Raw genomic sequence first — 14,778 nt, 5'->3', positions numbered from 1 at the left:
GTGCGTGCCGAGACCGTCTGGAGCGCCGCCGGCGGAGTGCTTGTCGGCTACGTCGGATGGCTGGTGGCGACTTCGATAGGCGCCGCGTTGGGTACCGTGGGTTGCTGGAGCCTGATCGTCCTGGCGCTCTCGGTGGTGCTGGCGATCTGGGCGGTGCTGTGGGGACGGCGGCTGCGCCGGCGGCGCAATTACTCGTTGGCGGCGTTCGCCTTTGGGCTGCCGATTCTTCCGGTTGTACTGACGCTCGGTGTGCTGGCGGCGACTTACTCTGGGTGATCCAGCGGAATGTCCAGGGCTGCCATGGTGGCCGCCAGCCCGTCGTATTGGCTTGCCAGTAAACAGAATTCGATGAGTTGGCGGCGGTCCAGGTGACTGGCCAGCTGCTGCCAGGTGCCGTCGGAGACCGTGCGATCCTTGACAAATTCGTCGGTGGCCGCCAGCAGCGCCCGCTGCCGGGCGCTGAATCGGTCCGCGGCGTCGCCGTCCGGGTACGCGAAAATCGCGGCCTGCATGTCCGCGTCGAGCCCCCGCTTGCGTGCGATCCTGCGATGGTGCTGCAGCTCGTATTCGCATGCTCGCAAATGCGCGACCCGCAGGATCACCAACTCGGTGTCGATGGCGGGCAGCCGTCCGCGCAGCAGCCGGGCGCCGTAGAAGGCCCAGGCCCAGAACAGCAGTTGGCGCTGCCCCAAGATGGTGAACAAGTGGAACTCGGGCGCGCGGACCGTGCGGGCGCCAAGCTTGGCGAGCACCCAGTTGATCGGCCCCAGCTCGCGGAATCCTCCCGACGGGATGCGGCCCACTTCGGTGCCCGTCATTGCTTCACCAGGTACGGCGACACCGTGCTGCGGTGCTCGTCGAGGTCGAGTGCACGGCCCAGCGCCGGGAAGGCCCGCTGCGGGCAGTTGTCGCGTTCGCAGACCCGGCAGCCCGCGCCGATCGGTGTGGCGTTGTCGCCGGACAAGTCGAGTCCTTCCGAGTAGACGAGCCGGTGGGCGTGGCGGAGTTCGCAGCCCAGCCCGATCGCAAACGTCTTGCCGGGCTGACCATACCGCGATGCCCGTCGTTCCACGGTGCGGGCCACCCACATGTAGTTGCGCCCGTCGGGCATCTGGGCGATCTGCACCAGAATCTTGCCAGGGTTGGCAAACGTCTCGTAGACGTTCCACAGCGGACAGGTGCCGCCGCTCGAGGAGAAGTGAAAGCCGGTGGCGGACTGGCGTTTTGACATGTTGCCGGCCCGGTCGACGCGGATGAAGGAGAACGGCACCCCGCGCATCGACGGCCGCTGCAGGGTGGACAGCCGGTGCCCGATCGTCTCGTAGCTCACCGAGTAGAACGACGAGAGCCGCTCGATGTCGTAGCGGAAGTTCTCGGCCACGTCGAGAAATTGCCGGTACGGCAAGACCGTAGCCGCGGCAAAGTAATTGGCCAGCCCGAGGCGGGCCAGCGTGCGCGACTCCTCGGAGGTGAACTTCCCCTCGGTGACCATCCGGTCGATCAGGTCGCCGAACTCCAGATACGCCAGCTCGGCCGCCATCTTGAACACCTGCTGACCCGACGAGAGGTGGTTGCTGATCTCCAGCGTCCTGGTATCCGGGTCATAGCGGTGCAAAACCGTGTCGCCCAGGTCGATGCGCTTGTTGATGTGCACGCCGTGGACCTCGGTGAGGCGACGGGCGATCTCGCCAGCCAGATCACCGCGGTGCATGCGCATCCGGGCCGTCATATCCTCGGCGGCGGTGTCCAACTCGTGCAGGTAGTTCTGCCGCTGATAGAAGTAGTCGCGCACCTCTTCGTGCGGCATCGTCAGCAACCCGGTGCCGCTGCCGTCGGAGTAGCGCTCCTCGGTCGCGGCGGCCAACTGGGCGGTGGTGAGTCGGTAGCGCCGGTGCAGGTTGACCATCGCGCGGGCCAGCTTCGGGTGGGCGTTGACCATTTCGGCGACCTCGGGCAGGTCGACGTCGATGTCCAGGTCGCGGTCCATGGTCACTTCGCGCAGTTCGGCGACCAGCCGGGTGTCGTCCTGGGAGGCGAAGAACGTTGCGTCCACTCCGAACACCTCGGTGATCCGCAGCAGCACGGCGACGGTCAGCGGGCGGACGTCGTGCTCGATCTGGTTGAGGTAGCTGGGCGAGATCTCCAGCATCTGCGCCAGTGCGGCCTGGCTGAATCCGCGCTCGCTGCGCAGCTGCCGAACGCGGGAGCCGACGAACGTTTTGGGCACGCGACTAGGCTACCGGCGTTGCGAAGATTGCGGTTAGCAGAGTTCGCACGGCCGCGTAGATTGGCGCTGCACCGCAGGCGTTTGGCATGATTCGCTGCAGGGTTGGGGGAGACTAACCGGGGAGTGGAGCCGTGAGCCTGGACAAAGTGATGATGCCGGTGCCGGACGGCCATCCCGACGTCTTCGACCGGGAATGGCCGCTGCGCGTCGCCGACATCGACCGGGAGGGCCGGCTGCGCTTCGACGCGGCCACCCGCCACATTCAGGACATCGGCCAGGATCACTTGCGCGAGTTGGGTTTTGAGGAAACCCATCCGCTGTGGATTGTCCGGCGAACCATGATCGACCTGATCCGCCCGATCGAATTCGGCGACATGCTGCGGTTGCGCCGCTGGTGCTCGGGGACGTCGAACCGGTGGTGTGAGATGCGGGTCCGCATCGACGGGCGCAAGGGCGGGCTGATGGAGTCCGAGGCGTTCTGGATCAACATCAATCGGGAGACTCAGGGGCCGGCGCGAATCGCCGACGACTTCATCGAGGGCCTGCGGCGCACGACCAACGTCGACCGGTTGCGGTGGAAGGCGTATCTGAGCGCCGGCAGCCGCGACGACGCTTTGGAAATCCACGAGTACCCGGTCCGGGTCACCGACATCGACCTGTTCGACCACATGAACAACTCGGTGTACTGGAGCGTCATCGAGGACTACCTGGCGTCGCACCCGGAGCTGCTCAACGCGCCGCTGCGGGTCACCATCGAGCACGACGCGCCCGTCGCCCTCGGCGACAAGCTCGAGATCATCTCGCACGTCTACCCGCCCGGTTCCACCGAGCAGTTCGGTCCGGGCCTGGTGGATCGCACTGTTACAACGCTCACATATGCCGTCGGCGACGAGACCAAAGCGGTCGCGTCGATCTTCTCGCTGTAGCCATTCGTCACCCGCCGGCCGCACCGGCAAACACTGCCGCTGACCTGTGCAATTTGGTTACTGACCGGTAATCATCTGAACCGGTTCAGACATGCTGCTCCTTCGCAAACTTTGCAAAATGCTGCCAAGTCGTAGCCGAAGTTGGCAACTGAAACGGGTGGACCTGCGGAGCTAAGCTGTGCCATCTTCGACTTAGCAAACCAGTGAAGTTGCTGCGGGCTTAACAACGTTCCGCGGCGATGAAGAACCTGAAGGAGCACCTCCATGTCAACCGTTGGCACGCCGAAAAGCGCCGAGCAAATCCAGCACGACTGGGACACCAACCCGCGGTGGAAGCACGTCACCCGGACCTACAGCGCCGAGGACGTGGTGGCGTTGCAGGGCAGCGTGGTCGAGGAGCACACGCTGGCCCGGCGCGGCGCCGAGGTGCTGTGGGAGCAGTTGCACGACCTGGAGTACATCAACGCTCTCGGTGCGCTGACCGGCAACATGGCCGTGCAGCAGGTCCGCGCTGGCCTGAAGGCGATCTACCTGTCGGGCTGGCAGGTCGCCGGTGACGCCAACCTATCCGGCCACACCTATCCCGACCAGAGCCTCTACCCGGCCAACTCGGTGCCACAGGTGGTGCGCCGGATCAACAACGCGCTGATGCGCGCCGACCAGATCGCCAAGATCGAGGGCGACACCTCAGTGAAGAACTGGCTGGCGCCGATCGTCGCCGACGGCGAGGCCGGCTTCGGCGGTGCGCTGAACGTGTTCGAGCTGCAGAAGGCGATGATCGCGGCAGGCGTCGCGGGCTCGCACTGGGAAGACCAGCTGGCATCGGAGAAGAAGTGCGGCCACCTGGGTGGCAAGGTGCTGATCCCCACCCAGCAGCACATCCGGACGCTGACGTCGGCGCGGCTGGCCGCCGACGTGTGCGACGTGCCGACCGTCGTCATCGCGCGCACCGACGCCGAGGCTGCCACGTTGATCACCTCCGACGTCGACGAGCGGGACAAGCCGTTCATCACCGGCGAGCGCACTCGCGAGGGCTTTTACCGCACCCGCAACGGCATCGACCCGTGCATCGCCCGGGCCAAGGCCTACGCGCCGTTTGCCGACCTGATCTGGATGGAGACCGGCACCCCCGACCTCGAACTCGCCAAGCAGTTCTCGGAGGCGGTCAAGGCCGAGTTCCCCGACCAGATGCTGGCCTACAACTGCTCGCCGTCGTTCAACTGGCGCAAGCATCTCGACGACGCCACCATCGCCAAGTTCCAAAAAGAGCTTGCCGCAATGGGATTCAAGTTCCAGTTCATCACGCTGGCCGGCTTCCACGCGCTCAACTACTCGATGTTTGACCTCGCTTACGGCTACGCCCGCAACCAGATGAGCGCGTATGTGGAGTTGCAGGAGCGCGAATTCGCGGCCGAGGAGCGGGGTTACACCGCGACCAAGCACCAGCGCGAGGTCGGTGCCGGTTACTTCGACCGGATCGCCACCACCGTCGACCCGACGTCGTCGACGACCGCGCTGGCCGGCTCGACCGAAGAGGGCCAGTTCCACTGAGTTAGTCTGCCGAGCAGACGCAGAATCGCACTTTTGCCGCCGCGATCGTGCGAGTCTGCGTCTGCTCGTGCATCTGTGTTAGGGAGTGCTGTGTCTATCGAACGAGTAGGCGTCATCGGGGCGGGCCAGATGGGCGCCGGGATCGCCGAGGTGTCAGCACGCGCCGGTGTCGGCGTGACGGTCTTCGAGACCACCGACGCGCTGGTCACTGCGGGACGCAACCGCGTCGTCAAATCGCTGGAGCGCGGTGTCAGCGCCGGCAAGATCACCGAACGCGAGCGCGACGGCGCCGTCGAGAAGCTGACCTTCACCACCGATCTGAAAGACCTCACCGACCGGCAACTGGTCATCGAAGCCGTCATCGAGGACGAGTCCGTCAAGGCGCAGATCTTCGCCGAGCTCGACGAGATCATCACCGATCCCGACGCGGTGCTGGCGTCGAACACGTCCAGCATCCCGATCATGAAGCTGGCCGCGGCCACCAAGAACCCGCGGCGGGTGCTCGGGCTGCACTTCTTCAACCCGGTGCCGGTGCTGCCGCTGGTCGAGTTGGTCTGCACGCTGGTCACAGACGAGGCCGCGGCCGCCCGCACCGAGGAATTCGCCAGCGCCGTGCTGGGCAAGCAGGTGGTGCGCTGTTCGGACCGGTCCGGCTTCGTGGTGAACGCGCTGCTGGTGCCCTACCTGCTGTCGGCGATCCGGATGGTCGAGGCCGGGTTCGCCAGCGTCGAAGACGTCGACAAGGCCGTTGTCGCGGGGCTGTCGCATCCGATGGGCCCGTTGCGGCTCTGCGATCTGGTCGGGCTGGACACGTGCAAGCTGATCGCCGACAAGATGTTCGAGGAATTCAAGGAGCCGCAATACGCCCCGCCGCCGCTGTTGCTGCGCATGGTCGAAGCCGGGTTGCTGGGCAAGAAATCCGGTCAAGGATTCTATTCATACTGAGGTCTTGTTCACGAGTTGCGGTGCGGAGCAGACCTTTCGGGCTGCGGTAAAGTATGCGCAGCACAGCACTGAGACGCATAGGTACTGGTGGAATGACGAAACTACGGCCGTACTACGAAGAAGCCCAGGCGATCTACGACCTTTCCGACGAGTTCTTTTCGTTGTTTCTCGATCCCACGATGACCTACACCTGCGCCTACTTCGAGCGCGACGACATGACCCTCGAAGAAGCGCAGATCGCCAAATGGGATCTGGCGCTGGACAAGCTGAATCTCGAGCCGGGGATGACGCTGCTCGACGTCGGCTGCGGGTGGGGTGCCGCGTTGGTGCGAGCGGTCGAAAAGTACGACGTCAACGTCATCGGCATCACGTTGAGCCGCAACCAGTGCGCCTACAGCCAGGCCAAGCTGGCCGCGATCCCGACCGAGCGCACCGCGGAGGCGCGGCTGCAAGGCTGGGAGGAGTTCGACGAGAAGGTCGACCGGATCATCACCGTTGAGGCGTTCGACGCCTTCAAGAAGGAGCGGTATCCGGCGTTCTTCGAACGCGCCTACGACATCATGCCCGGTGACGGCCGGATGCTGTTGCACAGCTTGTTCACGCATCCCTGGACTTATTGGTCCGAGCACGGCATCCCGGTGACCATGACCGATTTGCGGTTCATGCGTTTCATCGGCCAGGAGATTTTCCCCGGCGGCCAGATGCCGGCCAAAGAAGACATCCTCGAGTTTTCCGCCGGTGCCGGATTCTCGGTCGAGCAGATCCAGTCGCTGAACCCCCATTACGCGCGGACCTTGGACGCCTGGGCGGCCAACCTGCAGGCCAACCGCGAACAGGCGATCGCCGTCCAGTCCGAAGAGGTCTACGACCGCTACATGAAGTACCTGGTCGGTTGTGCAGACTTTTTCCGCCGGGGAATCACCGAAGTCGCGCAGTTCACCCTGATCAAATAGCGATCTGCGTCACACCAATTTAAATCTGGCGGCGCCGGGCATGCCGGTGCGCGGGCCGTCCCGCCCTCAGAGTATGGTGCTTGCGACCGAAAAAATTTGAGGGTTGGGGTGTACGTTCACAAACGAATCAGTTGAAGCCGTTTTATGAAGAGTCGCAATCGATCTACATATTTCGGATGAATTCTTCGCGTTGTTCCTCGATGCCACGATGGGCTACACCTGCGCTTATTTCGAGCGCGACGACATGACCCTCGAGGAGGCGCAGAACGCCAAATTCGACCTGGCACTGGGCAAGCTGAACCTCGAGCCGGGGATGACCCTGCTCGACATCGGCTGCGGCTGGGGCGGCGGATTGCGACGGGCCATCGAGAACTACGACGTCAACGTCATCGGCATCACGCTCAGCCGCAATCAGTACGAGTACAGCAAGGCCAAATTCGCCAAGATACCGACAAATCGCAATGTCGAAGTGCGGCTTGCTGGTTGGGAAGAATTCCACGACAAGGTCGACCGGATAGTCAGCATCGGCGCCTTCGAAGCCTTCAAGAAGGAGCGCTATCCTGCGTTCTTCGAACGAGCCTTCGACATCCTTCCGGACGACGGCCGGATGCTCCTGCACACCATCATGACCTACACGTACAAATACCTGAAGGAAACTGGCATGAAGCTCACCATGAGCGATGTGCGACTGTTCAAATTCATCGGGACGGAGATATTCTCCGGCGGCCAGTTGCCGTAACAGAGGATGTCTGCGAGTACTCGGAAGCCGCGGGATTCTCGGTCGAGAGGATGCAATTTCTGCGGCCCCATTACGCTCGGACTCTAGACATGTGGGCGGCAAATCTGGAGGCCAATCGCGAATCGCGCCATCGCGTTGCAGTCCGAAGAAGTCTACGACCGGTATATGCGGTACTTGACCGGATGCGCGGGTCTATTCCGCAAAGGCATCAGCAACGTAGGCCAGTTCACCCTCACGAAATGAGGGCTGAAAAGCGGGGTGCAGCTAAGCGGCCCGCTTTTCCATAGTGAACTGGCAGACGTCCGTATACCCGTCTCGGAACAGCTCGCGGCAGCCGGTCAGGTATTTCATGAACGTCTCATATGTCTGTGCGCCTTTGAGGGCGATCGCCTCGTCCTTGTGCGCTTCCAGTCCCTTGGCCCAGGTGTCGAGGGTGCGGACGTAGTTTTTGCCGATCCGGTGGTGGCGGGTGATCTCGAAACCGGCCCCGGTCGCGTATTCGTCGACCACTTCGATCATTGGCAACCGTCCGCCGGGGTAGATCTCTTTGCGGATGAAGCTGATGAACCGCAGCAGCGACATGGTCCGCTTCAGCCCGAGTTGTTTTTCTTCTTCCGCAGAGGGCAGCACGATCGAGTGCAGCAGCATCACACCGTCGTCGGGCAGCACGTGGTAGCACATCTTGAAAAAGTCGGCGTATCGCTCGTAAGTACCGACACCGTCGGCGAAGTGCTCGAAAGCCCCGATGGACACGATGCGGTCGACCGGTTCGTCGAACTCTTCCCAGCCGTGCAGCCGCACCTCTTTGGACCGCGGGCTGTCCATCTCGGCGAACTTCTGTCGGCAGTGCGCCAGCTGGTTTTCGCTGAGCGTCAACCCGATGACGTTGACGTCGTATTTTTCGACAGCGCGCCGCATGGTCGAGCCCCAGCCGCAGCCGATGTCGAGCAGTGTCATGCCCGGCTGCAGCCCCAGCTTGCCCAACGCCAAGTCGATTTTGGCTCGCTGGGCCTCTTCAAGCGTCATGTCGTCGCGCTCGAAATACGCGCAGCTGTAGGTCATCGTCGGGTCGAGCCAAAGCCGAAAGAATTCGTTGGACCGGTCGTAGTGCGATTGGATGTGGTCGACATTCGGCTTGAGTCCACTGTTGCCGTGTGTCATAGCCGCCGACGCTGATGCCGCGGCGGACTGCCGCAATTGAGTGTTTCTGGCCATTTTTGTTGGGTACCCGACCGAAGCCGGGTGCCAAACGAGACACGCTCGGAGGTCGAGACATGGCTGACAGCACGACCCAGATGCGGCCGTACTTCGAGGACGTTCAAGCGCACTACGACTTGTCCGATGATTTCTTCGGGCTATTCCAGGACCCATCCCGGACGTATAGCTGCGCGTTCTTCGAACGCGAGGACATGACGCTGGGGGAGGCGCAGCTGGCCAAGGTCGACCTGAACCTGTCCAAGCTGGCGCTGCGGCCGGGCATGACACTGCTCGACATCGGCTGCGGCTGGGGCTCGACCATGCGGCGCGCTGTCGAAAAGTACGACGTCAACGTCATCGGCTTGACCTTGAGCAAAAATCAGCACCTCTACAGTCAGCGTCTGCTCGACGGCCTCGACACTCGTCGTTCCCGTGAGGTCCTGCTGCACGGCTGGGAAGAGTTCAACGACCCGGTCGACCGCATTGTCAGCATCGAGGCGTTCGAGGCGTTCGGCAAACAGCGATATGCGGCGTTCTTCGAGATGGCCCACCGCGTGCTGCCCGGTGACGGCCGGATGGTTCTGCAGACGATATTCACCCACCCGCCGGGCTACTGGAAGAAAAACGGTATCGCGATCACGATGAGTGATCTGAGATTCATGCGTTTCATCGGCAAGGAGATATTCCCCGGCGGTCAGGTTCCATCGGCAGAAGATGTCGTCGAGTATTCGAGCGCGGCCGGGTTTTCGGTGGACGACATCCAGCGGCTCAACCCGCATTACGTCAGGACCCTCGATACCTGGGCGGCCAACCTGGTAGCCCATCACGACGAGGCGGTCGCCGCTACCTCCGAAGAGGTCTACCAGCGTTACCTGCGATATCTGACCGGATGCGCCGACTTCTTCAACCGCGGCATCACGGAGGTGGCGCAGTTCACCCTCACCAAGTGCTGATCGCTACTTCTCCAAGGTGAACTGGTCGACGTCGGTGTACCCGTCGCGGAACAGCTGCGCACAACCGCTCAGGTACTTCATGTAGCGGTCGTAGATCTCCTGCGATTGCATCGCGATGGCCCGTTCCTTGTTGGCCCGCAACGCCGCCGCCCACATCTGCAGCGTCCTCGCGTAGTGGGGCTGCAATGACTGGATCCGCGTCACTTCGAAACCGGCTTTGGCGGCGTGCTCCTCTACCGTCGGGACCGTCGGCAGCCACCCACCCGGAAAGATCTCCGTCAGAATGAATTTGCTGAAGTGGACGATGTCGTGCGTCAAGCCCCTGCCCCGGCTCCGCAACTCCTTGAAGGTGGGCCGGACGATTGTGTGCAGCAACATGACGCCGTCTGCCGGCAATGCATGAGCGGCCATCGTGAAGAAGCGGGCATAGCGTTGGCGGCCGAAGTGCTCGAAGGCGCCGATGGAGACGATGCGGTCGACGGGCTCGTTGAATTCTTCCCAGCCTTGAAGTAACACGCGCGTCGAGCGGTGGGTATTCACGTCGTCGAACATTTTCTGCACGTGGGCGGCCTGGTTGTTGGATAGCGTCAGGCCGACGACGTTGACGTCGTACCTCTCGACGGCGCGTTTCATCGTGGCGCCCCAGCCGCATCCGATGTCGAGCAACGTCATTCCGGGCTCCAGCCGCAACTTGCCCAGCGCGAGGTCGATCTTGGCCAGCTGCGCTTGCTCGAGCGTCATGTCGTCGCGCTCGAAGTAGGCGCAGCTGTAAGTCTGGGTGGGATCGAGGAAGAGCCGGAAGAAGTCGTCGGAGAGGTCATAGTGGGCCTGCACGTCGCTGAAGCGCGGCGTCAGCTGGAGGGGCATTACAGTGGTGGGCCTTTCTCGATTCGAGAGGCATTCACGAGTTCCGCGACAGCAGCATGATCTACCCCCATGCGTTCGTTGGATGCTAGCCGCTGCGGGTCGTCGCGCGGAAGTGTTCGATGTCAGAGGGTGCGTAGCAGCGCGCCGATCGCCAGGCCGAGCACCAGCAGTGCGCCCGCCTGCCGGACGTGGACCCACGCCAGCGCCGCATACCACAGCGGCCACACCGGAAATCCCTTCGGCGGCTCGTCTGGCGGCGGGCGGCGAAAATACGGCCACACCTTGACAAGTCGGGGCAGCGCCAACACGACGAGCAGCGCCGGCCACGGCATCGCGCCCGCCGCCACGGCGACGGCCACCAGTGCGTAGCAGCCGACCATCATGCCGAGCGTGACGGCGCGGGCGCGGGTTTCGCCGAGGATCACCGGCAGCGTGTGGATGCCGAGCGGCTCGTCGTAGGGGATCTTGTCGATGTGCTTGCCCATCAGCACGGTGGTGCACAACAGCCCGTATGGCAGCGACGCCAGCAGCACATCCCAGCCGACCGTGCCGACCGCGGAGTAGTAGGTTCCGCACACCATCAACGGACCCCACACCACGAAGACGTCGGGTTCGCCCAGGCCGCGTTTCTTCAGCCGCACCGGCGGCGCGGTATAGGCGACGCTCAATACGAAACCCGACAACGCGAACGCCACCACCGGCCAGCCACGCGCCCACGTCAAGACGATCAGGATCGCCAGGTCGGCCACGTTCACGACGGCGATCGCAACGAGCAGGGTGCGACGGCTGACCAGACCCGAGAGCACCGGGTGCGGGGCGTAGAGGGCGCGCGGATAGCTGGCGCTGTCGGTTCCCGTCTGCGTGTCGTAGAGGTCGTTCATCAGGTTGTTGGCAATGTGCGCCAACGTGATTCCGGCGATCGCGAGCACCAGCCAGCGCCAATCCAGTCCCGGCTTGCCGACCGCCAGCAGTGCGGCGACGAGTCCGGCGAAGAGCGTCATCGGGAGTACGGCAGCGCGGGTGACGACGATCCAGCGGGTGACGACGTCGACCGGCCCGCCGGGTGGCGGATTGGTGGTGCGCAGGGCGTATGCCCACGACTTCAGCCGGGACGGTGCCGATACTTCTGGCATCACTCAAGCGTAGAACGGCTACCGTGCGGGGATGCGCAAAAGTACCCAAAGTCCGGGCGGACATGCCATCGTCATCGGGGCCAGTATCGCGGGACTGTGCGCCGCACGGGTGCTTTCTGATTTCCATGACCGGGTGACACTGTTTGAACGCGATCGGTTACCGAACACACCTGCGAATCGCGTGGCCGTCCCGCAAGGACGGCACGTACACCTTTTGATGGCGCGAGGGGCGCAGGAGTTCGATGGCTTGTTTCCGGGGCTGCTCAAGGAAATGGTGGCTGCGGGCGTGCCGATACTGGAGAACCGGCCGGACTGCATTTACTTCGGAGCGGCAGGGCACGTGCTGGGTGTCGGGCACACCTTGCGCGACGAGTTCACCGCGTATGTGCCCAGCCGGCCACAGTTGGAATGGCAGATCCGCCGCCGGGTCGACGCAATCCCCACTGTCGAGATTCAGCAGCTGGCGGTGATCGAACCGCGCTTCGATGCCGCTGGGCAGCGGGTAACCGGCGTGTTCCTCGACTCCGGGGAGTTTGTACCCGCCGATCTGGTCGTCGACGCCGCTGGGCGCGGCAGCCGGTTGCCGTTATGGCTCGAACAGTGGGGGTTTGACCGGCCGCGCGAGGATATTGTCGACGTGGGTATCGGCTACGCGTCGCATCAGTTCCGAATCCCCGATGGCCTGATCGACCAGCGGGTCGTGGTTGCCGGGGCCTCCCGGGAGCACAGCCGCTGGGGTTGGGCATGCTGGGCTACGAGGACGGCACCTGGGTCTTGACCACCTTCGGTGTAGCCGAAGTCGAGCCGCCGCATACCTTTTCCGAGATGCGTGTACTCGCCGAGAAGCTACTGCCCGCCCACTTCACCGCAGCGCTGGAGCAGGCCGAACCCCTCGGCGAGGTGGCCTTGCATCGCTTCCCCGCCAGCAGATGGCGGCGCTACGACAAGCTGGACCGCTTCCCCGCCGGCATCCTGCCGCTGGGCGACGCTGTGGCCAGCTTTGACCCCACCTTCGGCCAAGGTATGACGATGGCGTCGCTGCAGGCCGGCCATCTGCGGGAAGCGCTGCAAATGCCGCAGCATGATCTGGCGCGGGAACTGAACCGGGCCACGGCAAAGACCACCTATCCAGTCTGGATCATGAACGCCGTCGCCGATTTCAGCTTCCATCATGCGAGCGGACCCGCGCCCTGGTGGTACCGCCCGGTGGGCAACCTGTTCGACCAGTTACTCGGCGCCGCAGAGACCGATCCCGTTCTGGCCGAATGGTTCCTGCGCCGGTTCTCGCTACTGGACAGCCTCTACATGGTGCCTTCAGCAAGGCTGGTCCTGCGCACCATCCGGCACAATATGCGATTGTGGCTCGCCGAGCGTCGTCAGATGTGGCGCGAACGCAAGACGCTTAGGCGGCCTGCTTTTCCATGGTGAATTGGCACACGTTTGTGTAGCCGTCGCGGAAGAGCTCTCGGCAGCCGGTCAGGTATTTCATGAAGGTCTCATACATCTGCTCGCCCTTGAGCTCAATGGCTTTGTCCTTGTGGGCTTCCAGGCCTTTTGCCCAGGTGTCCAAGGTGCGCACGTAGTTCTTACCGATGAAGTGGTGGCGGCTGATATGGAACCCCGCCTCGGTGGCGTACTTGTCGACGATGTCCACCTGCGGCAGCCGTCCGCCCGGGTAGATCTCTTTGCGGATGAAGCTGATGAACCGCATAAGCGACATCGTCCGCTTCAGCCCGAGCCTTTCGCCCTCTTCGGCGGTGGGCACCACGATGGTGTGCAGCAGCATGACGCCGTCGTCGGGCATCACGTTGTAGGTCATCTTGAAAAAGTCGGCGTAGCGCTCGTAGGTGCCGATGCCGTCGGCGAAGTGCTCGAACGCGCCCAGTGACACAATGCGGTCCACCGGCTCGTCGAACTCCTCCCAGCCCTGCAGCCGCACCTCTTTGCGCCGCGGGCTGTCCATCTCGTCGAACTTTTGCTGGCAGTGCGCCAACTGGTTCTCGCTCAACGTCAGACCGATGACGTTGACGTCGTACTTCTCGATCGCGTGCCGCATGGTCGAGCCCCAGCCGCAACCAATGTCGAGCAGGGTCATGCCCGGCTTCAACCCGAGCTTGCCGAGCGCCAGCTCACGTTTGGCGTACTGCGCCTCTTCCAGTGTCGTGGCGCCATCTTCCCAGTACGCGCAGCTGTATGTCATCGAAGGATCGAGCCAGAGTTTGAAGAATTCGTTCGACCGGTCGTAGTGCGACTGGATGTGGTCGACATCCGGCTTCAGTTCGGTGTTCCCGTCCGTCATATTCGCCGACCTTATACGTCACGCCTTGCACCCTGCAATTACGTCCGCTTCGCCAATGTGAATTGGTTGACGTCGATGTAGCCGACCCGGAAACCCTTGGCGCAGCCGGTCAAGTAGCGCATGTAGCGCTCGTAGAGCTCTTCGGACTGGATCTCGATGGCTTTGTCCTTGTTGGCCTCCAGTGCGGCCGCCCACAAATCGAGCGTGCGCGCGTAGTGCGGCTGCAGCGACTGACGGCGAGTGAGCGTAAAGCCGCCCTTTGCCGAGTGCTCCTGCACCTTCTCGATCGACGGCAGCCGGCCGCCCGGGAAGATCTCGGTGATCATGAATTTGATGAAGCGGGCCAGCTCGAAGGTCAGCGGCATGCCGCGCTCGACCATCTGCGGGCCGGTCAGCGCGGTGATGGTGTGCAGCAGCATCACCCCGTCGTCGGGCAGCACGTCGTGGGCCATCGTGAAGAAGTCGTCGTAGCGCTCGTGGCCGAAGTGCTCGAACGCGCCGATCGACACGATCCGGTCGACGGGCTCGTCCCACTGTTCCCAGCCCTGCAGCAGCACCCGCCGGCCGCGCGGGGTGTCCATCTCGTCCAACATCTTTTGCACGTGGGCGACCTGGTTTTTCGACAACGTCACGCCGATGACATTGACGTCGTATTTCTCGATCGCCCGGCGCATGGTGGCGCCCCAGCCGCAGCCGACGTCGAGCAGCGTCATGCCCGGCTGCAGACCCAGCTTGCCCAGCGCCAGGTCGATCTTGGCGATCTGTGCTTCTTCCAGCGTCATGTCGTCCCGCTCGAAGTAGGCGCAACTGTAGGTCCGGGTGGGATCGAGAAACAGCGCGAAAAAGTCGTCGGACAGGTCGTAATGAGCCTGGACGTCCTCGAAATGGGGTTTCAATTTTTGCGGCATAGCGTGTGCCTTCCTAGTAGCGCCCACAGGCATTCACAGGCGTCAAGACTGTTCCCGAACATGACCATGAACTACCCCGA

13 protein-coding genes and 2 pseudogenes are annotated in these 14,778 nt (G+C 63.2%); 8 read left to right on the top strand and 7 right to left on the bottom strand.

Annotation, left to right across the window (positions count from 1 at the left end):
• Complete coding sequence (locus AWB95_RS17300) at window positions 1-276, top strand: hypothetical protein (protein ID WP_099539747.1); 276 nt, start codon at window positions 1-3, stop codon at window positions 274-276.
• Here the strand turns inward: AWB95_RS17300 and AWB95_RS17295 are convergent.
• Complete coding sequence (locus AWB95_RS17295; RefSeq protein WP_062539274.1) at window positions 264-818, bottom strand: carboxymuconolactone decarboxylase family protein; 555 nt, start codon at window positions 816-818, stop codon at window positions 264-266. The genes AWB95_RS17300 and AWB95_RS17295 overlap by 13 nt on opposite strands.
• On the bottom strand, window positions 815-2,227 hold the full coding sequence (gene ramB / locus AWB95_RS17290; RefSeq protein ID WP_062539273.1) for an acetate metabolism transcriptional regulator RamB: 1,413 nt from the start codon (window positions 2,225-2,227) through the stop codon (window positions 815-817). Before ramB ends, AWB95_RS17295 begins: the two co-directional genes overlap by 4 nt.
• A gap of 131 nt (window positions 2,228-2,358) precedes the next feature.
• Here ramB and AWB95_RS17285 point away from each other — a divergent pair, with 131 nt between their 5' ends.
• The 5 genes and pseudogenes from AWB95_RS17285 to AWB95_RS17265 all read left to right on the top strand — a co-directional run bounded on the left by AWB95_RS17285 (window position 2,359) and on the right by AWB95_RS17265 (window position 7,584).
• Complete coding sequence (locus AWB95_RS17285) at window positions 2,359-3,153, top strand: acyl-[acyl-carrier-protein] thioesterase (RefSeq protein ID WP_062539272.1); 795 nt, start codon at window positions 2,359-2,361, stop codon at window positions 3,151-3,153.
• Window positions 3,154-3,417: 264 nt separating this feature from the next.
• On the top strand, window positions 3,418-4,704 hold the full coding sequence (gene aceA / locus AWB95_RS17280) for an isocitrate lyase (protein WP_062539271.1): 1,287 nt from the start codon (window positions 3,418-3,420) through the stop codon (window positions 4,702-4,704).
• Window positions 4,705-4,794: 90 nt separating this feature from the next.
• Window positions 4,795-5,649, top strand: coding sequence for a 3-hydroxybutyryl-CoA dehydrogenase (locus AWB95_RS17275; RefSeq protein ID WP_084707013.1), 855 nt, complete (start codon window positions 4,795-4,797; stop codon window positions 5,647-5,649).
• A gap of 92 nt (window positions 5,650-5,741) precedes the next feature.
• Window positions 5,742-6,602: a cyclopropane mycolic acid synthase family methyltransferase gene (locus AWB95_RS17270; protein ID WP_062539269.1), complete on the top strand. Its 861-nt coding sequence runs from the start codon at window positions 5,742-5,744 to the stop codon at window positions 6,600-6,602.
• Between the two features lie 80 nt (window positions 6,603-6,682).
• Window positions 6,683-7,584, top strand: a pseudogene (locus AWB95_RS17265) (cyclopropane mycolic acid synthase family methyltransferase).
• A 21-nt stretch (window positions 7,585-7,605) separates the two neighbouring features.
• Here the strand turns inward: AWB95_RS17265 and AWB95_RS17260 are convergent.
• On the bottom strand, window positions 7,606-8,502 hold the full coding sequence (locus AWB95_RS17260; RefSeq protein WP_062539268.1) for a cyclopropane mycolic acid synthase family methyltransferase: 897 nt from the start codon (window positions 8,500-8,502) through the stop codon (window positions 7,606-7,608).
• Between the two features lie 113 nt (window positions 8,503-8,615).
• Here AWB95_RS17260 and AWB95_RS17255 point away from each other — a divergent pair, with 113 nt between their 5' ends.
• Window positions 8,616-9,491, top strand: a complete 876-nt coding sequence (locus AWB95_RS17255) for a cyclopropane mycolic acid synthase family methyltransferase (protein ID WP_085168441.1) — start codon at window positions 8,616-8,618, stop codon at window positions 9,489-9,491.
• 3 nt (window positions 9,492-9,494) lie between these two features.
• Here the strand turns inward: AWB95_RS17255 and AWB95_RS17250 are convergent, their stop codons facing one another.
• Complete coding sequence (locus AWB95_RS17250) at window positions 9,495-10,358, bottom strand: cyclopropane mycolic acid synthase family methyltransferase (RefSeq protein ID WP_085168440.1); 864 nt, start codon at window positions 10,356-10,358, stop codon at window positions 9,495-9,497.
• Between the two features lie 122 nt (window positions 10,359-10,480).
• Window positions 10,481-11,491 (bottom strand): prenyltransferase, encoded by a 1,011-nt coding sequence (locus AWB95_RS17245; protein ID WP_085168439.1) that lies wholly within the window; start codon window positions 11,489-11,491, stop codon window positions 10,481-10,483.
• Between the two features lie 67 nt (window positions 11,492-11,558).
• On the opposite strand from AWB95_RS17245, the pseudogene AWB95_RS17240 reads away from it, so the two are divergent.
• Window positions 11,559-12,919 (top strand): annotated as a pseudogene (locus AWB95_RS17240) (FAD-dependent oxidoreductase).
• Here AWB95_RS17240 and AWB95_RS17235 read toward each other — a convergent pair.
• Window positions 12,894-13,790 (bottom strand): cyclopropane mycolic acid synthase family methyltransferase, encoded by an 897-nt coding sequence (locus tag AWB95_RS17235; RefSeq protein ID WP_085168438.1) that lies wholly within the window; start codon window positions 13,788-13,790, stop codon window positions 12,894-12,896. The pseudogene AWB95_RS17240 and the gene AWB95_RS17235 overlap by 26 nt on opposite strands.
• A gap of 38 nt (window positions 13,791-13,828) precedes the next feature.
• Complete coding sequence (gene mmaA2, locus AWB95_RS17230; protein WP_085168437.1) at window positions 13,829-14,698, bottom strand: cyclopropane mycolic acid synthase MmaA2; 870 nt, start codon at window positions 14,696-14,698, stop codon at window positions 13,829-13,831.
• Window positions 14,699-14,778 lie beyond the last annotated feature (80 nt).

This window comes from Mycobacterium celatum (assembly GCF_002101595.1).
Classification (GTDB): Bacteria; Actinomycetota; Actinomycetes; order Mycobacteriales; family Mycobacteriaceae; genus Mycobacterium; species Mycobacterium celatum.
The sequence above is the reverse complement of the archived record's forward strand: the minus strand, read 5'-3'. Positions and strand labels throughout refer to the sequence as shown.